Annotated in this window: 21 protein-coding genes; 20 read left to right on the top strand and 1 reads right to left on the bottom strand. The window is 35.1% G+C overall.

The genetic code is table 11. The features are described 5' to 3' along the window. Positions 1-122 precede the first annotated feature (122 nt). The 9 genes from ruvB (at position 123) to AACZ49_RS12825 (ending at position 15,474) form a co-directional block, all read left to right on the top strand. A complete protein-coding gene (gene ruvB / locus AACZ49_RS12865; RefSeq protein WP_339655550.1) occupies positions 123-1,145 on the top strand; it encodes a Holliday junction branch migration DNA helicase RuvB in 1,023 nt (340 codons plus the stop codon). Positions 1,146-1,147: 2 nt separating this feature from the next. Beyond that, the gene (queG, locus tag AACZ49_RS12860) at positions 1,148-2,068 is read left to right on the top strand and encodes a tRNA epoxyqueuosine(34) reductase QueG (protein ID WP_339655711.1); all 921 of its coding nucleotides are present in this window, start codon (positions 1,148-1,150) and stop codon (positions 2,066-2,068) included. Positions 2,069-2,238: 170 nt separating this feature from the next. Further along, positions 2,239-3,552, top strand: a complete 1,314-nt coding sequence (locus tag AACZ49_RS12855) for an MFS transporter (RefSeq protein WP_339655547.1) — start codon at positions 2,239-2,241, stop codon at positions 3,550-3,552. A gap of 121 nt (positions 3,553-3,673) precedes the next feature. Beyond that, positions 3,674-5,968 carry an NADP-dependent malic enzyme gene (locus AACZ49_RS12850; RefSeq protein WP_339655544.1) on the top strand — a complete coding sequence of 765 codons (2,295 nt, stop codon included), beginning with the start codon at positions 3,674-3,676 and terminating at the stop codon, positions 5,966-5,968. Positions 5,969-6,045: 77 nt separating this feature from the next. Beyond that, the gene (gene ruvA, locus AACZ49_RS12845; RefSeq protein ID WP_339655542.1) at positions 6,046-6,627 is read left to right on the top strand and encodes a Holliday junction branch migration protein RuvA; all 582 of its coding nucleotides are present in this window, start codon (positions 6,046-6,048) and stop codon (positions 6,625-6,627) included. A 66-nt stretch (positions 6,628-6,693) separates the two neighbouring features. Further along, positions 6,694-13,809, top strand: coding sequence for a cell surface protein SprA (gene sprA, locus AACZ49_RS12840; RefSeq protein WP_339655540.1), 7,116 nt, complete (start codon positions 6,694-6,696; stop codon positions 13,807-13,809). 132 nt (positions 13,810-13,941) lie between these two features. After that, the gene (gene gcvH, locus AACZ49_RS12835; protein WP_339655537.1) at positions 13,942-14,322 is read left to right on the top strand and encodes a glycine cleavage system protein GcvH; all 381 of its coding nucleotides are present in this window, start codon (positions 13,942-13,944) and stop codon (positions 14,320-14,322) included. Between the two features lie 37 nt (positions 14,323-14,359). Beyond that, positions 14,360-14,707 (top strand): VanZ family protein, encoded by a 348-nt coding sequence (locus AACZ49_RS12830; protein ID WP_339655534.1) that lies wholly within the window; start codon positions 14,360-14,362, stop codon positions 14,705-14,707. Between the two features lie 62 nt (positions 14,708-14,769). Then, on the top strand, positions 14,770-15,474 hold the full coding sequence (locus AACZ49_RS12825; protein ID WP_339655532.1) for an energy transducer TonB: 705 nt from the start codon (positions 14,770-14,772) through the stop codon (positions 15,472-15,474). Between the two features lie 78 nt (positions 15,475-15,552). On the opposite strand, the gene AACZ49_RS12820 is transcribed toward AACZ49_RS12825, so the two are convergent. Beyond that, the gene (locus AACZ49_RS12820; protein ID WP_339655529.1) at positions 15,553-16,431 is read right to left on the bottom strand and encodes an MBL fold metallo-hydrolase; all 879 of its coding nucleotides are present in this window, start codon (positions 16,429-16,431) and stop codon (positions 15,553-15,555) included. 112 nt (positions 16,432-16,543) lie between these two features. Between AACZ49_RS12820 and cyoE the strand changes: the two genes are divergently transcribed. The 11 genes from cyoE to AACZ49_RS12765 all read left to right on the top strand — a co-directional run bounded on the left by cyoE (position 16,544) and on the right by AACZ49_RS12765 (position 25,612). After that, positions 16,544-17,446, top strand: a complete 903-nt coding sequence (gene cyoE, locus AACZ49_RS12815) for a heme o synthase (protein WP_339655526.1) — start codon at positions 16,544-16,546, stop codon at positions 17,444-17,446. 1 nt (position 17,447) lies between these two features. Continuing rightward, entirely contained in the window at positions 17,448-18,029 is a 582-nt protein-coding gene (locus AACZ49_RS12810; protein WP_339655524.1) for a cytochrome c oxidase subunit 3, read from the top strand. A 96-nt stretch (positions 18,030-18,125) separates the two neighbouring features. After that, a complete protein-coding gene (locus AACZ49_RS12805) occupies positions 18,126-19,100 on the top strand; it encodes a cytochrome c oxidase subunit 3 (RefSeq protein WP_339655522.1) in 975 nt (324 codons plus the stop codon). Between the two features lie 54 nt (positions 19,101-19,154). Further along, the gene (locus AACZ49_RS12800; protein WP_339655520.1) at positions 19,155-19,538 is read left to right on the top strand and encodes a cytochrome C oxidase subunit IV family protein; all 384 of its coding nucleotides are present in this window, start codon (positions 19,155-19,157) and stop codon (positions 19,536-19,538) included. Between the two features lie 123 nt (positions 19,539-19,661). Further along, the gene (locus AACZ49_RS12795) at positions 19,662-20,291 is read left to right on the top strand and encodes a hypothetical protein (protein ID WP_339655518.1); all 630 of its coding nucleotides are present in this window, start codon (positions 19,662-19,664) and stop codon (positions 20,289-20,291) included. Then, the gene (locus AACZ49_RS12790; RefSeq protein ID WP_339655516.1) at positions 20,291-21,016 is read left to right on the top strand and encodes an SCO family protein; all 726 of its coding nucleotides are present in this window, start codon (positions 20,291-20,293) and stop codon (positions 21,014-21,016) included. Before AACZ49_RS12795 ends, AACZ49_RS12790 begins: the two co-directional genes overlap by 1 nt. Before the next feature lie 22 nt (positions 21,017-21,038). Continuing rightward, on the top strand, positions 21,039-21,560 hold the full coding sequence (locus AACZ49_RS12785) for a DUF420 domain-containing protein (RefSeq protein WP_339655709.1): 522 nt from the start codon (positions 21,039-21,041) through the stop codon (positions 21,558-21,560). Further along, positions 21,550-21,768: a hypothetical protein gene (locus tag AACZ49_RS12780; protein ID WP_339655513.1), complete on the top strand. Its 219-nt coding sequence runs from the start codon at positions 21,550-21,552 to the stop codon at positions 21,766-21,768. The genes AACZ49_RS12785 and AACZ49_RS12780 overlap by 11 nt, the downstream gene beginning before the upstream one ends. A gap of 112 nt (positions 21,769-21,880) precedes the next feature. Beyond that, positions 21,881-23,128 carry an ABC transporter permease gene (locus tag AACZ49_RS12775; RefSeq protein ID WP_339655510.1) on the top strand — a complete coding sequence of 416 codons (1,248 nt, stop codon included), beginning with the start codon at positions 21,881-21,883 and terminating at the stop codon, positions 23,126-23,128. A 75-nt stretch (positions 23,129-23,203) separates the two neighbouring features. Further along, positions 23,204-24,460, top strand: coding sequence for an ABC transporter permease (locus tag AACZ49_RS12770; RefSeq protein ID WP_339655508.1), 1,257 nt, complete (start codon positions 23,204-23,206; stop codon positions 24,458-24,460). 36 nt (positions 24,461-24,496) lie between these two features. Continuing rightward, entirely contained in the window at positions 24,497-25,612 is a 1,116-nt protein-coding gene (locus AACZ49_RS12765; RefSeq protein WP_339655506.1) for an efflux RND transporter periplasmic adaptor subunit, read from the top strand. Positions 25,613-25,689 lie beyond the last annotated feature (77 nt).

Genomic DNA, 25,689 nt, shown 5'->3' with positions numbered 1-25,689 from the left:
ATTACAATATTTATGCCTAATTGTAGTGAGTAAATAATGCGCTGATTGTCTATTTGTTAAATTGAATTTAGAAAACCACTTACTAAAGAAGTTATCTAGTGTTTGTATATCTTTGTGAGTATATGAATGAGCATTTAGACCCATCTTCAGAAGGTTTCTCAAGTGAGGAATTGGATATTGAAAGAGCATTGCGCCCAGTTAATTTTGACGATTTTACAGGTCAAGAACAGGTGCTAGAGAATCTTAAGGTGTTTGTTGAAGCAGCCAATAGAAGGGGTGAGGCTCTTGACCATACTTTATTTCATGGTCCTCCAGGATTAGGAAAAACAACTTTAGCCAATATTTTAGCTAATGAGTTGGGGGTAGGTATAAAAATTACTTCAGGCCCAGTTTTAGATAAACCCGGTGATTTAGCAGGATTACTGACTAATTTAGATGAACGTGATGTATTGTTCATTGACGAAATACATAGATTAAGCCCTATAGTTGAAGAATATTTGTACTCGGCTATGGAGGATTTCAGAATTGATATAATGATAGAAACCGGGCCAAATGCCCGCTCTGTTCAAATTAATTTAAACCCTTTTACATTGATAGGGGCAACTACACGCTCGGGGTTATTAACTGCGCCAATGCGCGCTAGGTTTGGTATTCAAAGTAGACTACAATATTATTCTACCGAATTACTTTCTACCATTGTTGAGCGAAGTGCCGAAATATTACGTGTTCCTATTACCCAAGAAGCCGCGATTGAAATTGCGGGTAGAAGTAGAGGAACACCTCGAATTTGTAACGCGTTATTAAGAAGGGTGCGAGATTTTGCTCAAATTAAAGGTAATGGCTCTATCGATATGGAAATATCAAAGTTTAGTCTTAAAGCTTTAAATGTTGATGCTCACGGTTTAGATGAGATGGATAATAAAATTTTGACTACAATTATCGATAAATTTAAAGGCGGTCCAGTGGGTATAACAACATTGGCAACTGCCGTATCTGAAAGTTCAGAAACTATAGAGGAAGTGTATGAGCCTTTTCTAATTCAACAAGGTTTTATCATGAGAACCCCACGGGGTCGAGAAGTAACTGAGCTTGCCTATAAACATCTAGGTCGTATAAAGGGCGGCATTCAACCAGGGTTATTTTGAGTATTGACATAAAATCTAAATGGACCAATAGTATTAAAACCGAAGCCAAACGCCTCGGTTTTTTATCATGTGGTGTATCTAAATCAGATTTTTTGGAAGAAGAGGCGCCAAGATTGGAAAAATGGCTCAGCAATAATATGCATGGCGAAATGAAGTATATGGAGAATCATTTCGATAAGCGCTTAGATCCCCGCTTGTTGGTGGAAGGGTCTAAATCTGTGATATCATTGCTTCTAAATTATTTTCCAGAAGAAACACAAGTAGCAGATTCCTATAAAATATCTAAATATGCTTATGGCCAAGACTATCATCATATTATTAAATCAAAACTAAAACAGCTTCAAGAATTTATTACTGAAGAGATTGGCGAAATCAATGGGCGTGCCTTTGTAGATTCTGCCCCGGTCTTAGATAAGGCATGGGCTGCAAAAAGTGGTTTAGGATGGATTGGTAAGAACAGTAACTTATTAACAAAGCAATTAGGGTCTTTTTATTTTATAGCGGAGCTAATAGTTGATATAGAATTGGAGTATGACCATAAGGTAACTGACCATTGTGGCACATGTACTGCTTGCATAGATGCTTGCCCTACGCAAGCAATTGTTGAGCCTTATGCAGTGGATGGCAGTAAATGTATTTCCTATTTTACTATAGAATTAAAAAATGAGTTGCCCATTGATGTTAAAGGAAGTTTTGATGATTGGATGTTTGGTTGCGATGTTTGTCAAGATGTTTGTCCTTGGAATCGATTTTCAAAACCACATAAAGAACCATTATTCAACCCAAATCCTGAAATGCTCTCCATGACAAAAAAAGACTGGGATGAAATTACTGAAGATGTTTTTCAAAAGGTTTTTAAAAAGTCAGCTGTAAAGCGAACCAAGTTTACAGGATTGACAAGAAATATTGATTTTTTAAAATAAATAAATTTTTTCAAACGTTTTCGAAGACTTTTGTTTCTTAGAAAAATTGTACGAAGACTTAATTATATTATATTGCTAGCAGGTTAATATTAGGTAATTATAAAAATTTATTACATTCTAATAAGAATACTGTAATTGTCTCTTCTGTATAAAAAAATTAATAAACGTAAATGAAAATAAATAAACCGAGTCTTAGTTTTTGGCAGATATTTAATATGAATGTTGGATTCTTAGGGATTCAATATAGTTTCGGACTACAGCAAACAGCAATTAATCCAATTTTCTTATACTTAGGGGCACCCGAAGATATGCTTCCAATTCTAAATATTGCAGGCCCGGTAACTGGATTGGTTATTCAGCCGATAATTGGAGCAATGTCAGATAAAACATGGTCAGAACGATGGGGTCGACGTAAGCCCTATTTTTTAATTGGTGCGATTTTAGGGAGTTTGTGTCTGTTCGCATTTCCTACGAGTCCGGTGTTATGGTTTGCAGTAGGCCTATTATGGATTTTAGATGTGGGTAACAACATGGCCATGGAGCCATATCGCGCATTTGTAGGTGATAAATTGCCAGAAAAACAATTAAGCTTAGGATACCAAATGCAAAGTTTATTTGTCGGTGCTGGTATACTTTTGGCAAATGGTTCCATTGTATTATTTCAGTATTTATTTGGTGGTGAATCTGTAGAAGTGGCAGGCACAATTCCAACTTGGTTGTATTACTCATTTTATATCGGCGCAATTCTTTCGATTACCACGATTTTATGGTCTGTTTTAAAAACGCCTGAAATCCCACCTACTTCCGATGAATTAGTAGATATTAATCGAGCAAAAGCAAAACCTTTGGCCGATCGTATTGCATTACCTTTTCTTGAAATTTCGGAGTCTATTAAGAAAATGCCGAAATTCATGTGGAAGCTTGGTGCAGTTTATCTTTTTCAATGGTATGCTTTGTTTATTTATTGGCAGTATACAACGCCATTATTTAAACTAACAATGGGGTATTCAACCGGTGAGGCGGCATCTCAATCAGCACAAATGAGCCTAACGTACAACATCGTTACTATGGTTGTCGCACTTGCTTTAGTGCCCTTGACACTAAAATACGGAGGAAAAAAGGTATATGCGTTAAGTTTAGTAGGTACCGCGATTGCATTATTTGCAATTCCATTCATTCAAGACCCCATGATGGTATTAGTGCCTATGGTTCTTTTCGGTGTTGGTTGGGCAGCAATGATGGGAATACCTTACACCATGGTGTCTAAAGTAGTACCGCAAGAAAGACGTGGTGTTTATATGGGAATATTAAATATGATGATTGTAATTCCTATGGGAATTGAAACACTCACATTCGGACCAATTTATAAGTATTTATTAGGTGGTAATGCGGTTAATGCTATGTTATTTGCAGGTGCATTTTTCGTTATTGCAGCATTTTTTGCCATTCGTTTGAATATAGATAAAAAGGAAGAAGCCTTGTAATTATAATAAATTTGATGTTTTTATATCAACCTTAGGGTTATATTTTTATTAATATAAAACTTGTTTCTTTTCAGGCTTCTATAAAGATTACCTTTAAATTTGTTTTTTTAAATAGTAGAGCATGAGCAACGAAAAGCTAAGAAGGGAAGCACTTATTTATCACGCAAAACCACAGCCTGGTAAAATTAAAATTGTTCCAACAAAACCATATAGTACTCAAAGAGATCTTGCTTTGGCGTATTCCCCAGGTGTTGCAGAACCGTGCTTGGAAATAGCGAAGGATAAAGAAAACGTTTATAAATATACTTCTAAAGGAAATTTAGTGGCCATTATCTCAAACGGTACCGCTGTTTTAGGTTTAGGGAATATAGGTCCTGAGGCTTCTAAACCTGTAATGGAAGGTAAAAGTCTTTTATTTAAGATTTTTGCTGATATCGATGGTATCGATATTGAAGTGGATACGGAAGATGTAGATAAGTTTATAGAAACCGTTAAGATGATAGCTCCAACTTTTGGAGGAATCAATCTTGAGGATATAAAAGCTCCTGAGGCATTTGAAATAGAGCGTCGATTAAAAGAGGAGCTTGACATTCCTGTGATGCATGATGACCAACATGGTACTGCAATCATTTCTGCAGCGGCTTTGCTAAACGCATTAGAGCTCTCCAATAAGAAAATGGATGAAGTTCGTATTGTAATCAGTGGTGCTGGTGCAGCTGCTGTTTCATGCACTAAATTGTATAAAGCTTTTGGGGCACAGGCAGAGAATATTGTAATGCTTGATAGTAAGGGTGTAATTCGGAAGGATGCTGATAATTTATCAGAATCAAAGAAGGAGTTTGCTACGGATAGAAAAATTGATACGCTTGAAGAGGCAATGGTAAATGCAGATGTTTTTGTTGGGCTATCCATTGCTAATGTAGTATCACCAGCGATGTTAGCTTCTATGGCGGAGAACCCGATTGTTTTTGCAATGGCAAATCCGGATCCTGAAATCGCCTACGATTTGGCCATTGCTACCCGTAAGGATATCATTATGGCAACTGGAAGATCTGATCATCCAAACCAAGTAAATAACGTGCTAGGTTTTCCATTTATTTTTAGGGGAGCTTTAGATGTTAGGGCTACCGCAATTAACGAGGCTATGAAAATGGCTGCTGTGAAAGCATTAGCCAATCTAACAAAACAACCTGTGCCGGAACAAGTAAATATTGCATATGGTGAAACTAGGTTGACTTTTGGAAAAGAATATATTATTCCGAAACCTTTTGATCAACGTCTAATTTATGAGATTCCCCCGGCTGTTGCCAAAGCGGCTATGGAAAGTGGTGTAGCAAAGGCACCAATTCAAGATTGGGACAAGTATCGAGAAGAATTAATGATGCGTTCTGGGAATGATAATAAAGTTGTTCGCCTATTGCACGGTAGAGCTCGTTCTAATGCTAAGAAAATTGTATTTGCAGAGGCAGACCATTTAGATGTATTAAAAGCAGCTCAGATCGTACATGAAGAAGGTATTGCTATTCCTGTACTTTTAGGTAGAAAAGATGTTATTTTAGAATTAAAGAAGGAATTGGAGTTTGATGCCGATTTGGTAATCATTGATCCAATGTCAGAAGAATTTGATGAGCGTCATATACGTTACGCTACTAAATATTGGGAAAGTCGTAAACGAAGTGGAGTTACTTTTTACAGTTCAAAAATAAAAATGCGCGAGCGTAACTATTTTGGCGCCATGATGGTTTTAGAAGGTGATGCCGATGGTATGATATCGGGTTATTCGAGAGCTTATCCAACAGTAGTGAAACCAATTTTAGAGGTAATAGGTAGGGCAACAGGAGTGAAAAAAGTGGCTACTGTAAATATTATGATTACTGAAAGAGGTCCTATGTTTTTGGCTGATACTTCAATAAATATTGAGCCAAATGCTGAGGAGCTGGCAGATATTGCACAAATGACTGCGAATGTAGCTTCAAACTTTGGGTTTGATCCCGTTCTTGCGATGTTAAGCTATGCAAACTTTGGATCTTCTTCACATCCGAATTCAAGAAAAGTTAGGGAAGCAGTTCGAATTTTGCATGAAAATAAGCCTAACTTATTGGTAGACGGTGAAATACAGATAGATTTTGCGCTCAACAAGGAGTTGCATCAAAGTAAATTTCCATTTTCAAAACTTGCAGGAAAAACCGTGAACACATTGATTTTTCCGAATTTAGAATCGGCTAACATTACGTATAAATTGCTAAAAGAATTAAATAAAGCAGATTCTATTGGTCCGATTATGGTAGGTTTGAGAAAATCTGTACATATCATGCAATTAGGGGCAAGTGTTGATGAAATAGTCAATATGGCTGCAGTTGCTGTTATTGATGTGCAAGAGCGTGAAAAACGTAAGAAGGCAAAGGAAACGAAGTAAATAAGTTAAGATTTTAAGTAAAATAGGAATAGGGAGATAAGTGTTTAACTTTATTTCCTTATTTAATTTAAGGATATATGATACATCACTTAAGAGGTAAACTGGTAGAGAAGAATCCAACACATATTATTATTGAATGTGGTGGCGTTGGCTATTTTGTGAATATATCGTTAAATACTTTTTCTAAATTACCGGCACAGGAAAACATTTCCATATTTACACATCTTCAAGTAAAGGAAGATTCGCATACTTTATACGGTTTCATGGAGAAATCTGAACGTGAAATATTTAGGTTATTACTGTCCGTTTCTGGTATTGGTTCAAGTATTGCCAGAACCATGCTTTCTTCGATGTCACCATCTCAAATTAGAGATGCAATTGCTAATGGTGATGTCCCCACTATTCAAGCAATTAAAGGAATTGGAACAAAAACTGCGCAACGTGTAATTTTAGATCTTCGAGATAAGGTATTAAAAGTCTATGATATAGACGAACTTTCGCTAAGTGCAAACAATACAAATAAAGATGAAGCGTTATCTGCTTTAGAAGTTCTAGGCTTCGCACGTAAACAGGCAGAACGGGTTGTCGATAAAGTGCTTAGTCAAGATTCTTCATTAAGCGTGGAGAATATTATTAAACTCGCGCTCAAAAATTTGTAATAAGTTTAAAAAATCGGGGCAATTAAAAATCTTAAAACTTCTTTTAAGTCTATCTTTTTATTCTTCATGTTTTTTGGTTCCATAACAGTAGTTATGGCTCAAGAAACAGAGGGTCAGGAGATTGATTCTGTAAAGACAGGGTATGATCTTGGTCATATACTTCTTGAGAATCCAGATAGTATCGTTTCTAAATATATTTACGACCCAAAGCTTGATCGTTATATCTACAATGAAAGCGTTGGAGATTTTAATATAGGATATCCTATAATTCTGACTCCTGATCAATATTTTGATCTTATAGAGAAAGAAGGTATTAAGTCTTATTTTAAAGAAAAGTCCGATGCTTTTTCTGGTAGAAAAGCCGGTAGTGAAGAAGCACGTAAAAACTTACTTCCCAATTTTTATGTGAACAATAATTTTTTTACTTCCATTTTTGGCGGTAATACAATAGAAATTATTCCACAGGGCTCTGTAGCTATGGATTTGGGTGTTATTTGGCAGAAAAACGATAATCCATCACTTTCACCTCGTAATAGAACCAATCTTTCATTTGACTTTGATCAACGTATTAGTCTTAGTATGTTGGGTAAAATTGGAGAACGTTTACAAGTAACCGCAAATTATGATACCGAAGCTACTTTCGATTTTCAGAATATTGTAAAGCTCGATTATACGCCAACTGAAGATGATATTATTCAATCTATAGAAGTTGGTAACGTGAACATGCCTTTAAATAGTTCCTTAATTCAAGGTGCTCAAAGTTTATTCGGTGTAAAAACAAAACTTCAATTTGGTAAGACATCGGTTACTGCAGTTTTTTCTGAACAACGTTCTCAAAATAATACTGTTGTAGCTCAAGGTGGTGGTACATTAAATGAGTTCTCATTGACTGCATTAGATTATGATGAGAATAGGCACTTTTTCTTATCACAATATTTTAGGGATAATTATGACCGTGCGCTTTCAACCTATCCATATATACAAAGTCAGGTTCAAATTACACGTATAGAGGTTTGGGTAACTAATAGAAGTCAACTGACCATGAACGTTCGTAATGTAGTTGCGATTCAAGATTTAGGTGAGGCTGATAGCGGGAAAACCAGAGTGGGTCAGAATAATGGTAATGGAGCAGGATTTTTTAATGGTCCTACAGATTTAAGACCTAGAAACAATGCAAATGATTATGATCCGGCTTTAATTGGAAATGGAGGTGCGTTAAATGATAATATTAGAGAAATCGCTACTGTTGAAAGCGGTTTTAATGCAGGCAGTTTTTCTGGCGGGTATAATCCTAATCAAGGTTTTGACTATGCGTTATTGGAAAATGCAAGGAAATTGGAGCAGGGTAGAGATTTTGAGTATAATACTCAATTAGGCTATATTTCATTAAACCAAAGATTAAGTAATGATGAAGTACTGGGTGTTGCCTTTCAATATACCTTTCAAGGTGAAGTTTTTCAGGTTGGTGAATTTGCGAATGGCGGTTTAGAAGCTACTACGGTTTCACAAGGTGCAAATCCTATTATTGAAAACAATACATTAATACTTAAGTTATTAAAAAGTAATATTACAAACATCAAAGATCCTATTTGGGATTTAATGATGAAAAATATCTACGCTACCGGCGCATTTCGTTTAAGTCAAGACGATTTTAAGATGAATATTTTGTATTCTGATCCTACACCTAGAAACTATATTACACCTGTTGAAGAAGGCCCTGGTTCAGGTTGGCCCGAAGGTCTAGAAGAAAGAATACTGTTGAACGTTTTTAATCTAGATAGATTAAACGTTTATAATGATATTCAACCAGGTGGTGATGGCTTTTTTGATTTCGTAGCCGGTCAGACCATAGATGTACAAGGTGGTCGTATTATTTTCACGAAAGTAGAACCGTTTGGTCAATTTTTATATGAACAATTAGAGAACGGTAATAGTGGTCAGTATGATAATGTTTCTGGGTATAATGCAAACCAAGAGCAATATGTGTTTAGAGACATGTATGAATTGACGAAAGCTGCTGCATTACAGGATCCAGAAAAAAATAAGTTCTTATTAAAAGGTAAATACAAATCAGAAGGTAGTAATGGTATTCCTATTGGTGCATTCAATGTCCCCAGAGGTTCTGTACGGGTTACTGCTGGAGGTAGACAACTGCAAGAAGGCATTGATTATACCGTAAATTACCAAGCAGGTACGGTTCAAATTTTAGATCCTAGTTTAGAGGCTTCTAATGTTCCTATCAATATTTCTGTTGAGAACAACGCAGTGTTTGGTCAACAAACACGTCGATTTACTGGTGTAAATGTAGAGCATCAAATCAATGAAAAATTTGTATTGGGCGGTACTTTATTAAACTTGAATGAGCGCCCGTTAACACAGAAATCAAATTACGGGGTTGAACCGGTTAACAATACGATTTTTGGACTAAACGGTAATTTTTCTACCGAAGTTCCTTGGTTGACACGTATGGTTAACAGGCTTCCAAATATTGATACCGATGTTCCATCGAATGTATCCATAAGAGCTGAGATGGCTATGTTGAAACCTAGTTCTCCGAAAAATGCAGATTTCAATGGGGAAACAACTACCTATTTAGATGATTTTGAAGGTGCACAAGCATTAATAGATATTAGGGCTTCCCTAGGTTGGTCGATATCAAGTATGCCTTTAGAATTTGGTAACGGAGGTCAGCTTTTCGGCAGTTCTCCTGACGATGCAGATAACTTATTGAATGGTTATGGTAGGGCTAAATTATCATGGTATACCATAGATCCTATCTTCTATACCAATCAAAGACCTGCAGAAATAAGTGATGATGATGTTTCTACAAATCCTACCCGTAGAATATATATCGATGAGGTTTTTCCGCAGACTGATGTTGCACAAGGTCAAACTCAGGTACAAACAACCTTAGATATGGTGTATTATCCATCAGTAAAAGGACCTTATAATAATAACCCAAACTTTGAAGTTGATTCACCTAGCGAAAAATGGGGTGGTATGATGCGCTCGTTGAGTAGTACTGATTTTGAGCAGAGTAATGTGGAGTTCGTTCAGTTTTGGGTAATGGATCCATATGTAGATGGTATAGCATCAGGTGCAGGTGAATTGGTACTGAACTTAGGTAATATCTCAGAGGATATTTTGCGTGATGGTAAAAAGCAATATGAAAATGGATTGCCGGGTGTTGATAGTAACGATTTTATAGCGTCTACTGCATGGGGTGAAGTACCCGCAACACAATCTTTAGTATATGCATTTGATGCTAGTGAACCTAACAGGAGTTTGCAGGATATTGGTTTTGACGGATTGAATGATGTTAACGAAAGTTCAATTTTCACGAATAATGAAGGTAGTGATCCAGCCTTGGATAATTACGCTTATTATCTGAATAGAGAAGGTAGTATTTTAGAAAGATATATTGATTTTAATAGTCCGGAAGGTAACTCGCCAGTTTCTGTAACCAATACCGATAGGGGGTCTACAACGTTACCAGATGTTGAAGATATCGATCGTGATTTAACTATGAATACGGTGAATAGTTATTACGAATATCGAATAGCGATTAAACCGAATACCTCTATTAATGATAAGTATGTGACCGATATAAGAGAGGGTGTAGCTAGCGGTACTAGAATTCCTAATGGAGATGATGTCAATTATCGTTGGATTCAGTATAAAATTCCTTTAAGTGATTTTACAGATGCAGTGGGCGGTATCACCGATTTTAGGTCAATTAGTTTTATGAGAATGTATATGACGGGTTTTAATAGTCCTACTGTACTTCGTTTTGCAACCTTAGATTTGGTTCGAGGAGATTGGCGTACCTATACGAAAACATTACAAGATAAAGATATTGATAATGATCCTTCTGATGATGGTACTACCTTAGATGTAAATACGGTAAATATTGAGGAAAATAGTAATAGGACGCCTATTCCATATATATTACCTCCAGGTGTTATTAGAGAGCAATTAAATAATAACAATACAATTATCCGTCAAAATGAACAATCTCTTTCTTTATTGGTAGAGAATTTAGAGCCTCGTGATTCTCGTGGAGTCTTCAAGAATTTAAATATTGATATACGTCAGTATAAGAATTTGAAAATGTTCATGCATGCTGAGAAAATTGTAGATAGTGATTATGCAGATACATCTACTCCTTTAGTAGGTTTCTTGAGAATGGGAACAGATTTCTCGCAAAACTTTTATCAAATAGAGCTTCCGTTAGAATTTACTCCTTTTACAGCGGTTTCGGATAGTGAGGTATGGCCAGAGGCGAATGAAATGAATATTGCCCTAAGCGATTTAAATAAAGTGAAATCTCTGTGGATATCTGATGGTGATCTAAGTGATATTCGATTTTTTGAAGTAGAGAACGGGGAAGTTATTCCAGTAAATGAATTTGATGTTCGAACCCCTGGAAGAATTAGAATTGGAATAAAAGGTAACCCTTCGTTGGGTAGTATTCGTACTATAATGGTGGGTATTAAGAACCAAGACATTTTACCTGCAAGGGGAGAGGTATGGTTCAATGAACTTCGTCTTGCCGGATTAGATAATAACGGAGGTTGGGCTGCCATTGCGGCTATTGATGCCAATATTGCCGATTTTGCCAATATAAGCGCTACCGGTAGTAAGAGTACTTCTGGATTTGGTTCTATTGACCAAATGCCAAATGAACGTGCTCGTGAAGATGCCATTTCTTATGATGTTGTTACGAATGTTAATGTGGGTCAGTTACTACCAAAGAAATGGGGGATTCAATTACCATTTAATTATGGTATTTCTGAACAAGTAATTACTCCTGAGTTTGACCCTGTATATGATGATTTAAAACTTGATGATAGAATAGCCGCTGAAGATACTCAAGAAGGTAAAGATGATGTTTTAGAGCAGGCGGAAGATTATACAAAAAGAACAAGTATAAATTTAATAGGGGTTCGTAAGGATCGTGGAGAAGAAGCTGACGCCAACTTTTACGATATAGAGAACTTTACATTTAACTATAGTTATAACGAAACCGATCATCGCGATTTTGAGATTTCTCAATTAAGGGACCAAACAGTGAATACCGGTTTTGTGTATAACCACAGTTTTGAACCATTAGAGGTTGCTCCATTTGCAAAAAAGGATTCACTTTTTACAGGTAAGTACTGGCAATGGTTAAAAGATTTAAACTTAAACCTATTACCATCGACCATAGGTATAAACTCTAATATAAATCGACAATTTAATGCACAACGATTTAGAGATGTTTATCAGGAGAATGAGGACAGAATTCAATTACCAGAATTGCAACAACGTAATTATCTATTTAATTGGCAGTACGCTGTTAATTATAATCTTACAAAATCGTTGCGATTAAACCTTACGGCATCGAATAATAATATTGTTCGTAATTACCTTAATGAAGATGAGCCCTTGGAATCAGTAGATAGAATTAACACTGCATTAGGGCTATGGGATGGTTTCTTTGATATTGGTGAGCCTAACAGACATTCGCAACAGATGCAATTAAATTATGAAGTTCCCTTCGCAAAAATACCTGCTTTAGATTTTATTAGTACGCAATATACCTATACCAGTAACTTTGATTGGCAAAGAGGTGGTGATGCTATTTTAGCAGTGGTCGGTAGTGATGTCAATACCGTGCAGAATGCAAATACGCATACGATAACATCTTCATTAACCTTGCAAAAATTTTATGATATGATAGGGCTTAAAAAGCGCGAAGCTCCAAAGGCATCTACTGCTGGACCTATTAGACGTGATAAAGCCGGAGTGCCAGCGAATCAAGAAAAAATTAAGGGTAAGACAAGTGATATGTTCAATACTGTAGTTGATATTGTTACTATGGTAAAAAGATTGAACTTTAACTACAGTGAGAATAATGGTACAGTGCTTCCAGGCTATACCCAGTCTGTGGGTTTTATTGGTACGGCTAGGCCAACAATAGGTTTTGTTTTTGGTAGTCAAGCCGATGTTCGTTTCGAAGCGGCTAAAAATGGTTGGTTGACAAATTTTTCAGAATTCAACGAGCAATTCATACAAAGAACAAATAAGCAATTAAATATTACGGCTACGGCACAACCAACTAAAGATATTACTATTGATTTGGTGGCTGATAGACAATATTCAGACAGTTATCAAGAAAATTTTAATGTTACCGATCAAGAATATAATGTCCAATTAGGTAATAACTATGGTAGTTTTAGTATTTCTACCATGATGATTGGTACCGCATTTGGAAAAAGCGATGAGTTCGATTCAGATAATTTTACTCAGTTTAAGGAGAATAGGATTACCATAGCCAATAGATTAATTGCTGATAGGGGTCAAGCTGCTGGTACATTAGATGATGATGGTTTTCCTCAATTATATGGCAAAACTCAGCAAGAGGTTTTACTACCTGCATTCTTTGCAGCGTATACAGGGCAAGATGCAAGTCGCGTTAACTTAGATACTTTTAGAGATATACCAATACCTAACTGGAGTATAAAGTATACAGGGTTGATGAAGAGTAAATGGTTTCAAAAGAAATTCAAGCGTTTTTCTTTAAGTCATGGGTATCGTTCTTCTTACAGTATTAACTCATACCAGACGAATCTTGAAAAAGTTCAATTACGTAAGGATGGTTTGCCTCAAGTAGATACTGAAACCGGTGATTTATTGTCAGATTTAATTTTGAATAACGTAGTACTAACGGATCAATTTAATCCACTGGTTAGGGTAGATTTTGAGATGAAAAATTCAATCAGTATTTTGGCCGAGGTCAGAACAGATAGGGCTTTATCATTAAGTTTTGACAACAATCTTATGACTGAAATTAACGGTAAAGAATATACGGTAGGGCTGGGGTATCGTTTCAAAGACGTCAAATTTGTGACAAATATTGGTGGAAATAAAACAAGGTTAAAAGGAGACTTAAATTTGAAGGCCGACGTGACATTGCGTGATAATATTACGATTATTAGAAATCTAGATATCAATAACAATCAAATAACCTCGGGGCAAAATTTAATGTCTTTAAAGTTTACCGCTGATTACGCTCTTAGTAAGAACCTGAATGCGTTGTTCTTTTATGATCATTCTTTTTCCAAATTTGCGGTTTCTACCGCCTTTCCACAAACTACGATCAATACAGGATTTACCATACGCTATAATTTCGGAAATTAAAAAGGTGTCTGTAACTTAAAAAATTATGCATTTGCTCATAATTTTATGGGTATTATAACATCGGTTAATTTTTTGATAAGCTAAATGGAATACTATACATTTGCCGAAGTAAAAAAATAATAAACATTTATAATGAATATACCAGCTGAATTAAAGTATACAAAAGACCACGAATGGGTAAAGATTGACGGTGATATTGCAATCGTTGGAATCACAGATTTCGCCCAAGGTGAACTAGGTGATATTGTTTATGTAGAAGTAGATACCTTAGATGAAACTTTAGACCGTGAAGCAATTTTTGGAACTGTTGAGGCTGTAAAAACAGTTTCAGATCTATTTTCTCCTTTATCTGGTGAGATAGTTGAATTCAATGAGGCGCTTGAAGATGAGCCAGAAAAAGTTAATTCTGATCCTTATGGTGATGGATGGATGGTAAAAATAAAATATAGTGATGCCAGTGAATTGGAAGATTTGTTGAGTGATGTGGCATATAAAGAAATTATAGGTGGTTAAAAACCTTGTTTTTAAAGTGCTATTCATAAGCTGGGTGATGTTTGTAACATTTTTCAGCTTATTTTCTTTTTCAGATGTAGATACCTCTAGGTTTGATATCCCTCATATGGACAAAGTGGTTCATTTCACCTTTTATTTTGTAATGGTATTGTTGGCTTTTTCGGCAAGTATCAAGGAAGATTTACAAGAAAAAGACATGCTTAAGTTGCTGTGGTACATAGTTTTATTTGCAGTAGTTTACGGCATAATTATTGAAGTTATACAAAATATAGCTACCTATGATAGACATGGTGATCCGCTTGACGCATTGGCCAATTCTACCGGAGCTATATCGGGAATGTTGGTCTTTCGATTTTGGTTTTTTCGAAAGCGGTCGTTAAAATGAAAATATTAATTGCATTTTTATGGATTATTTAGTTAAATTAGCAATCACAAAATTGAATATATATGGAACCTAAAAAGAATCCTAAGGCGGATTTAACAAAGAACAGTAGTCTTTATTTTGTTATCGGATTGTTCGCGGTAATGCTATTTACTTATGTGGCATTTGAGTGGAAGACTTATGATGAAGTCAATGATTATGATATTTCTATGAATGTGGATGACCTTTTAGATGAAGAGGTTCCGATGACGGAGCAGATTAAAACTCCACCACCGCCACCGCCACCGGCTGCACCTGAAATTATTGAGGTGGTAGAAGATGAAGAAGAGGTTGAAGAAACAGTAATTGAGTCTACTGAAACTAGTCAAGATGAAGAAATCGTAGAAGTTGACGATGTAGTCGTTGATGAAATTGAAGAAGATGTGGATGTACCTTTCGCTGTAATTGAAGATGTACCGGTTTTTCCAGGTTGTGAAAATGAGAGCGATAAGAGAGCTTGTTTCAATACAATGATTCAGAAGCATATTGGTAAAAATTTCCGTTACCCAGAAATTGCTCAAGAAATGGGTGTTCAAGGTAGGGTTAGTGTTATGTTCGTTATCCAAAAAGATGGTAGCATCGGTAACATTAGAATGCGTGGTCCGGATAAAAACTTAGAGGCTGAAGCAGCTAGAATTATTGGAAAACTACCTAAGATGACACCAGGTAAACAAAGAGGTAGAGCGGTACGTGTGCCTTTTAGTATTCCAATTAACTTTAAATTGCAATAGTTTATAATACTATTTTATACTTTAAAAAAAAATCCCGAGCTACTAGCTCGGGATTTTTTTTGATTTTAAGTGCATCTACTAATTTTTTAAACTGATATAGAATGTACTTCTCAATTTTTCAGGATTGATAAAGCCAGTTCCGTAGTCATTGTCATATATGTCGGAAATAGTAGTGTCTGTTGTAACTTGTTCTAATGTTTTTCCTGATTCTATTGCTTTTAAAGTATTATTCTTAATATCTTCTAACATAGCAATGTAAGTGCTTAGTTCTTTTTTATTCGATGGTCGCCCATGACCAGGGATGATAACTGTAAGCTCATCAATTAATATCAAAGCCTTCTTTTGTGCAGAAATATAACCATCAACGCTTCCGCCGTTATCTAAATCAATATAAGGATAGCGTCCTGAAAAGTAGGTGTCACCCATATGTAAGACATTATTTTTAATGAAATATATCATAGCATCACCATTAGTGTGGGCGTTATGTACATGAAATGCCATTATAGTTTCCCCATCTTGATATATTTTCAGCTCTTCAGAAAAACTTATTTCTGGTAGAATTTCTTTGCTAAGTTCAGGTTTTTCAATAAGCCTCTCTTCTAAACTTTTTCGAACATTATCTTGGGTGATTAAAGTTGTCTTATTCGTATTGAATTCTGCATTGCCGCCAGTATGATCCCCATGCATGTGCGTGTTAAATAAATAGCTAATGGGCTGGTTGGTTATAGTTGCTATCGCTTGTTTTATTTTTGGGCTAAGTCTTGCAAACTGATCATCGATCATAAATGAATTGGTTGCATTTACATAGAGTCCTATATTTCCACCTTGGCCTGTAAGCATATATACTTCATTAGTAAGAGTATCTATGGTGATTATGACGTTCTTTTCTTGGCTCCAAGAAATTGTAGAGAGGAACATAAATATCGCTAGAGTGAAAATAGATTTTAAGTGATTCATTTTTAAGGGATAAGAAGTAAATTTAGTTACTCTCAAATATACTAGAAATAAATGTTTAAGGTTGCAGAAATATGACTAGGGGGTTATCTTTGCAGATCTATTTAAATTAAACATGAAAACGGCCGTTAGTTCGACAAAAAGTAGTGCACTAGCATTGATTTTTACCGATTTTAAGGAGATTACCAAAGCTAGATTGGCAATAAGTGTCGTTTTTTCTTCTATTGCGGGGTATTTTTTGGGTGCTTATGAAATTCAATGGGTACAGGTATTACTATTGGCATTTGGGGGTTATTGTATGGTTGGTGCAAGTAACGCTTACAATCAAGTAATTGAAAGAGATTTAGACGCATTAATGAAGCGTACTAAAAATAGACCAATTCCTACGGGTAGAATTTCGGTTAAGTCGGCTATGACTATGGCAATTGTTTTAACGTTGCTCGGTGTATTGGCATTATACCTTTTGAATCCTAAAACGGCAATGTTTGGGGCTATTTCTATATTTCTTTACACCAGTGTATATACTCCGTTGAAAACAATAACCCCATTAGCGGTATTTGTCGGTGCTATTCCTGGGGCGATTCCATTTATGCTAGGTTGGGTTGCTGCTACCGATGATTTTGGTATTGAACCTGGAACATTATTCATGATTCAATTTTTTTGGCAATTTCCTCATTTTTGGGCTTTAGGTTGGATGTTGGATGATGATTATCGAAGTGGTGGATTTAAAATGTTGCCGACCGGTAAAAAAGATACCGCTACTGTATTGCAAATAATAATGTATACGATTTGGATGATGGTGGTATCGGTAATACCTGTTTTTGGTATAACTGGGAGATTACAATTATCGGTTATAGCTGCTGTAATTGTCTTTTTGATGGGAGCTGTGATGTTAGGTTTTGCCTTTAAGTTATATTCTAAAAGGGATAATACCTCAGCGAAAAAATTAATGCTAGCAAGCGTCAGTTATATAACTCTGATGCAAATAGTGTATGTAATAGATAAATTTTTAGGTTAATATGGATTTGACACAAGGAACAGAGCAAGAGAAAAATGCCAGGGCAAAAAAAATGATGCTTTGGTTTGGTATAGTGAGTTTGTTAATGGGGTTTGCTGGTTGGACAAGTGCATACATTGTAAGTAGCTCAAGAGAAGATTGGTCTAGTGATGTAGCTTTGCCACAGTTTTTTGTATATAGTACTATTGTCATTATTATTAGTAGCTTTTGTTATATGTTGGCAAAAAACGCTATTAAAGAAGGGCAGTCTAAGAAGGGTACTCTTTGGATGTGGATAACCCTTGCACTTGGTGTTGCTTTTATAATACTGCAATTCTCTGGTTTTTCAGAAATGGTCGCTCAAGGATATTATTTTACAGGCCCAACAAGTAGTATAAAAATGTCTTATGTTTTTCTGATAGCAATGGTTCATATTGTGCATGTGGTAGCGGGTATAATTTCACTTTTGATAGTGATGTATAACCAAAGCAAAGGAAAATATAATAAAGAGAATTATTTGGGAGTAACCTTAGGGGCTACTTTTTGGCATTTTTTAGATTTGTTATGGGTCTATTTGGTGATATTTATGACCTTTGTTAAATAAAAAGTGTCTGAAAATAAGTTTTGACTCAAATTGCGCTTTTATATAGTTCAAAAAAATGTAAATTTGCTAAAGTTTTATTAAAACGATAATCAGTATATGGATTCTACGGTGACAACGGGAACGGAAACAAGCGTATGGGGTGGAGGCAATCAACCCTTAGGAGCAAGCTACGGTAAATTAATGATGTGGTTTTTCCTTGTGTCGGATGCGTTAACTTTCTCAGGATTTTTAGCAGCTTACGGCTTTTCAAGATTTAAATTTATAGAAACATGGCCAATTGCCGATGAGGTGTTTACTCACGTTCCATTTTTTCATGGTAATTATCCCATGATTTATGTGGCTTTTATGACTTTTATTTTGATTATGTCATCTGTAACGATGGTATTGGCGGTTGATGCAGGTCATAAGATGAAGCAGAATGCTGTAATTTGGTATATGTTTGCTACCATAATTGGTGGTGCAATATTCGTAGGTTCTCAAGCATGGGAATGGGGAACTTTTATTAAAGGTGATCACGGCGCTTTAGAAACTAAAGGTGGTAGAATTTTGCAATTCGTAAAAGCAGATAGTGGAGAAAGAGCTTCATTGTCAGATTTTGCTGTCTCATTGCCAGGTGAAAGAGTTGTTCACGAAAGAAAGAATGGTCTGTGGTTCTTTGATGAACCAACATTAACTAGTTTTTCTTTAGAAGAGGTTGTTGAAGGCTTTAAGGCAAACCCTAATATTTTAATTAGAACGGAATTAATTAATGAAGAAGGTGAGAAAACACTTTTAGACAGACAAACTTCATTAAAAAAGTTAGCTGACGCAACGCAAGTTGTTGAAGGTGCCAACTTAATTCATAATGAATATGGTAGTAGGTTGTTTGCAGATTTCTTTTTCTTTATAACAGGTTTTCACGGTTTCCATGTTTTTTCTGGTGTAATCATTAATATTATTATTTTCTTTAATGTTATTCTTGGTACATATGAACGAAGAGGACATTATGAAATGGTTGAGAAAATTGGGTTGTACTGGCACTTTGTAGATTTAGTTTGGGTATTCGTATTTACCTTTTTCTACTTGGTTTAATTTCACTAAAAGATTATAGAATTACGATAGATTTATATAATAGATTATAGTAAAATGGCACACGAACATAAATTGGAGATTTTTAGAGGACTTGTAAAGTTCAAATCTAACACACAGAAAATCTGGGGAGTATTAGCTTTTTTGACCTTAATAACAGCAGTAGAAGTTGTTTTAGGTATTATTAAGCCAGAAGTTTTAACAGGTACTTACGTTTTAGGAATGAAGTTGTTAAACTGGATATTCATTATACTTACTTTAGTAAAAGCATATTATATTGCTTGGGACTTTATGCACTTACGAGACGAAAAGTCTGCCTTAAGAAGAGCTATTGTTTGGACACCAATATTCTTGGTGTTGTATTTAGTATTTATTCTACTGGTTGAAGCAGATTATATTTACAACGTATATAAAGATGGCTTTGTTGCTTGGAATTTCTAAGTGATAATTAACAGAATTAAAAGACGGTTTTATAATCGTCTTTTTTATTTTTGTTTAGTTTCTATTTTAATAGTTATTCAATCGGGGTTAATTAGTTTGACCGATAATTTTTCTTCTTGATTTATGAAAAAGGCCTTTGTTCTTATTGTCTTGTTTGTGCTTCCGATTGTTGCTTATTTATTCTTTGCTTCTGGGGTTAATAACTTTGGAAAATTGCCAGTGCTTACCGAAAATGTGAACGAAATAGATTTTTCGAAAGAAATAAGATTTAAGGATAAAATTACTGTTTTAGGCTTTTTGGGAACAAATGTAGATTCAAGAAAAGGAAATGCATTTAATTTAAACCAAAAGATATATAAACGATTTCATGAATTTAATGATTTTCAGTTTGTTATGATTGTTCCTATTGGTACTGAGAATAAAGTAGATAAGATTAAAAAGGAGCTTGCAACCTTGTCTGAAACTGATAAATGGAATTTCGTATTTGCAACTCAAGAAGAAATAAAGACATTATATTCTAGCCTTAAAACAGATATTCAATTAGATGATAAATTAGGAACTCCATTTGTTTTTATAATTGATAAAGAGTTTAAGCTTAGAGGCAGAGCTAAAGATGAGGATGAGGGTACTAAATATGGTTTCAATTCAAATTCTGTTGCGGATTTAAATAATAAAATGGTAGATGATATAAAAATAGTTTTGGCAGAATATCGTCTGGCATTAAAAAAGAATAATACCGAAAGAATTAAGTAATGAATAAGAAGTATACGTATGTCTGGGTTTCATTAATAGTTCTAATTTTTGGTATAATTGTTATTCCACGAATAGTAAAAAGATTATCATCAAATACAGTGGTGGAAAACGATCGGCTTAATGTATCTGTTCATAATGAGAGATTGGGGTATATTTTGGTAGATGGTAAAAAGCGCAAGGTGCCTTCTTTTGAGTTCCTCAATCAAGATAGTATTGTAGTTAGTAATAAGGATTATTTAGGTAAAGTTTATGTAGTGGATTTCTTTTTCACAAGATGCCCTAGTATATGTCCTGTAATGACCACTAACCTTGTTGATGTTCAAAGATATTTTAAAGGGAATGAACATTTTGGTATTGCCTCATTTAGTATTACTCCAGAGTTTGATACCCCACAGGTTTTAAGAACTTATGCTGATAAATATAAAATTCAAAAACCAGGGTGGAATTTATTGACAGGTGATAAAGATGTGGTGTATCGATTGGCAAATGCTGGCTTCAATATATTCGCTGCTGAAATGCCAGATGTTCCTGGCGGTTTTGAACATTCTGGATTGTTTGCATTAGTGGATAAGGAAGGCTATTTAAGGTCTAGAATAGATCAATTTGGAAATCCTATAGTGTACTATAGGGGAGCAATTTTAGAGGAAAAAGGGGTTAATGACCATGGCGAGACGGAAGAAATAGGTATTTTAAAAAGTGATATTCAAAAGTTGTTAAATGAGTAAAGATTTAAATACGCAAGTAAAGATGTCAGACGAACGAAAATTTAATAGATTGATAGCAGTGGTTTCAATTGTAATCCCTGTGGTAGTTACCATACTTTTTATGGTTAAAATACCTAATGTAGAACCATTGTCGTTCTTGCCTCCAATATATGCTACTATTAATGGAATTACTGCTGTGCTATTATTGGTGGCAGTATGGGCAATTAAAAATGGTAATGAGAAACTTCATCAGCAATTAATGACAACGAACATTTTTTTGTCTTTGTTGTTTCTTGTAATGTATATTGCATATCATATGACTTCGGATTCCACTTCTTATGGTGGTGAAGGTGTTATTCGTTATGTATATTATTTCATATTAATAACACATATTATTTTATCGATTGCATTAATTCCTCTGGTATTGCGTACGTATGCTAAGGCATATCTAAAGAAATTCGAAGACCATAGAGCATTGGCGAAATACACTTTTCCTGTTTGGTTGTACGTTGCCGTTACTGGTGTTGTGGTCTATTTAATGATATCTCCTTACTATGTATACTAAACAAGCCATATTTACACTTATAGTGGTATTCATAGTAGTTCCATTTGATGCTGATGCACAATGTGCCATGTGTAGAGCGGTATTGGAAAGTGAATCGTCGGGTAAAGCTGCCGAAGGTATAAATAACGGTATTGTATATTTGATGGCCATACCCTATGTTTTGGTCGCAGGATTATTCTATTTTATCTATAGAAAAATACGGTCTTAAATCTATTTTTAATTTTTTTCATCAAAATAGTGTAACATTCTTCAATTTGGTTAGTCTTATGATTGTGTGATTCTTGTATTGCATTCATCAATCAATCTAATCAATCAATCTCATGTTCGATCTAGAACGTTGGCAGGAAATCTTCGATACTATTCGCAAAAATAAATTGCGAACCTTTCTCACGGGACTTTCCGTAGCTTCAGGAATTTTTATTTTGGTAATATTATTGGGTTTCGGGCAAGGCATGCAAAATGGTATTGCCAAAGAATTTGAGCAAGATGCTACTACTAGCGTTTGGGTTTGGCCCGGTGTCACTACAATTGATTATAAAGGAATGAACCCTGGAAGGCCTATTCAATTACGAAATGAGAATTATGAATTTGCAGGAGTATTATTAGAAGACCAAATTGAGCATAAGTCTCCCAGATTATTTGTTCGAAATGTATTTGTAAATTACGGAAACGAGTCATTGGCATATAACGTACAAGGTGTATCTAGTCAGTTTCAGTTTATAGAGAATGAATTTATTTCACAAGGAAGATTCTTAAACCATCAAGATGAAGTTGTAAAGGCGAAGGTGGCCATTATCAGCAATAAAATAAATCGCGAAGTATTTAAAGAATTGGAAAGCCCTGTTGGAGAGTTTATAGAAATATCTGGTATATCTTTTAAAATTGTTGGGGTCTATGGTGATATTGGCGGTGAACGGGAAGAGGACCGCATCTACATTCCTGTTAGTACTGCACAGCAAGTTTTTAACGGCGCGGATCATCTTAATAATTTATCCTATACATTGCCTCCTGTAGACGATTTTGAGACGGCAGTTGCCCAATCTATCAAATTCAAAAACGACATTAAATCATATCTTCAAAAAGCACATACAATTTCTCCAGACGATACTAGTGCTATTCAGGTATATAATCCAATGGAAGAAGCTAAGCGGTTTTATTCCCTTATGGGTGGAATAAAATTTTTCTTTTGGTTTGTAGGTGTATGTACAATCATCGCTGGTATTGTAGGTGTAAGTAATATTATGCTGATAGTGGTGAAAGAACGAACTAGAGAAATTGGTATACGAAAGGCATTAGGAGCTAAGCCATGGTCGATAGTAGCTATGATTTTACATGAGGCCATTTTTATTACCGCAATAGCGGGCTTCAGCGGACTCATATTAAGTATGGGTTTATTAGAGATAGTAGGTCCTCATGTTGAGGTAGATTATATTTTGAATCCATCAGTGAACTTTAATGTGGCACTAACTACTGTTTTTGTTTTGATTTTTGCAGGTGCCGTAGCGGGATTTTTTCCAGCTTGGAGAGCTGCAAAAATTTATGTTATTGAGGCCTTAAGGGACGAGTAATTCCTATTTGAAATTATGTTAGGATTAATGGATGATTAGTTTATTCCTTAAACTAATAATTAATAATGTGAAACCATGTTCAACAAAGACCGTTGGAAAGAAATTTTAGAAGTATTATCTGGTAATGTTTTTAGAACACTAGCTACTTCTTTTGGCGTAGGGTGGGGCATTTTCATTCTTATCATTCTACTTGCTGCAGGTAAAGGTTTGGAAAATGGAATTCGGGCAGATTTTGGTGATATAGCAACCAATACTATGTTTATGTGGTCAAGAAATACCACAATACCATATAAAGGCTTACCGAAAGGAAGACGTTTTAGTTTCAAATTAGAAGATGTGCAGGCAATTAATGATAATGTGCCAAACCTCAGATTTATTTCTCCTCGTAATCAACTAGGTGGTTTTGGAGAAGGTAATAATGTTGTTCGAGGATTAAAAACAGGAGCTTTTAATGTGTATGGAGATTATCCTCAGATTATTAGACAAGAACCAATGACCATTACATCGGGTAGATTTCTAAATCAAAATGATATTGAGGACAAGCGTAAAATAGCTGTTATCGGTGATGGTGTAAAGAATGAATTATATGAACTTGGTGAGGAAGTACTTGGTACATATCTGAAAATTCAAGGCGTAAATTTCATGGTAGTTGGTACTTATCAAAAGAAGAGTGATGGTGGTGGTGAGGAAGGGCAAAAGGAAATATTCGTGCCATTTACTGCTTTTTCACTAGCTTTTAATATGGGTAATGATGTTGGTTGGATGGCAATTACGGCCGAAGACGGTAATTCAATTTCAGACATGAAAGAAAAGATTGTAAGTGTGGTAAAAGAGAAAAGAAAAATACATCCAGATGATAAGCGCGCTGTAGGTTATTTTGATTTATATGAGCAATTTAATAGGGTAGAAAGCTTGTTCGGGGCATTGCGATGGGTCGCTTATTTTGTTGGTGTTCTTGTATTGTTGTCAGGTATAATAGGTGTAAGCAATATAATGTTGATAGTTATTAAAGAGAGGACTAAAGAAATTGGAATTAGAAGGGCATTGGGGGAAGCACCTTGGTCTATCAAAAAGCAAATTTTAATGGAATCTATTTTCTTGACCATAATCTCAGGTATGGTCGGTATTATTTTCGGTGCAGTTTTTATTTACGGGGTAAATGCAGTACTAGATTCTGTGGGTCCAGTAGATATGTTTGTTAACCCCAGTGTAAGTTTAGGTGTAGTGGTGAGTGCATTAGTAATTTTAATATTTTCAGGATTGTTAGCAGGCTTTATACCCGCCCAAAGTGCAATTAAAATTAGGCCTATTGAAGCGTTAAGAACTGAATAAATTTATCGATTAGAAAAATAGTTAACCAATCAAAAAATGAAAAAATCAACAACAATTATCATCCTACTAATCATAGTACTGGCCTTTGGTGGGTCTATGTATTATTTATATCAAAAAAATTCAGAAGACCCAGTGGTTTATTTAACGGAAGAACCTTCGAAACAAACAATTATTAAGAAAACGATGGCTACAGGAAGCATACTCCCGTTAGAGGAAGTTTTAATTAAGCCGAATATATCTGGTGTAATTGAGGAGATTTTTATTGAAGGGGGCGATTTTGTAAAATCAGGCGATTTGTTATGTACTATAAAGGTTGTTCCCAATCTTAATTCTTTAAATGATGCAAGAAATACTATTGACGAAACCAAAATTAATTTAGATGATCAATTGCGTAATTTAGGGCGTCAAAAAGGGTTGTTCGATAAAGGGGTTATTTCAAAAGTAGATTTGGAAAGGGCAGAGGTAACGTATAATCAAGCTAAGCAATCCTATGCGGCGGCCAATAAACGATATGATATTGTAAAAACAGGTACAACTGCAGGTTATGGCAATGCTGCCAACACTCAAATTAGGGCAACGGTTAGTGGTATGGTACTAGAGGTTCCGGTAGAAGTAGGAAATCAAGTTATAGAAAGTAATAATTTTAATGAAGGCACTACCATTGCGGCAATTGCAGATGTTGATAAAATGATATTTGAAGGTAAGGTTGATGAGTCTGAAGTTGGTAAAATTAAAGAAGACCTTCCATTAGAAATAACTGTAGGAGCAATCGAAAATAAAGTTTTTGATGCCGTATTAGATTATATAGCTCCAAAAGGAAATGAGGAAAATGGTGCGATACAATTTGAAATTAAAGGAACCCTAAAAAAGCAAGATTCTATATTTATTAGAGCAGGATTAAGTGCCAATGCATCTATAATATTGGCTCGAGCAGATAATGTTTTATCGATTAAGGAAGCATTGGTTCAGTTTGATGATAAAACTAAAAAACCGTTTGTAGAAATTGAAAATGGAGAACAGCAATTTGAAAGAAGAGATGTAGAACTGGGTATTAGCGATGGTATTTATGTTCAAATAAATTCTGGAATTAAAGAAGGTGAAAAAATAAAAGTTTGGAACGAAGTAAAGCCTGATGAGTTGGCTGAAAACTAATAAAGTAAAAAAATAAATAAATTGATGTAACAATTTAAACACAGATTAGTCTAATCGATAGACAGTGTAAAAGATTG

Origin of the sequence: uncultured Maribacter sp. (genome assembly GCF_963975365.1) — a bacterium.
Lineage (GTDB): Bacteria > Bacteroidota > Bacteroidia > Flavobacteriales > Flavobacteriaceae > Maribacter.
This window is presented reverse-complemented; position numbering and strand designations above follow the sequence as displayed.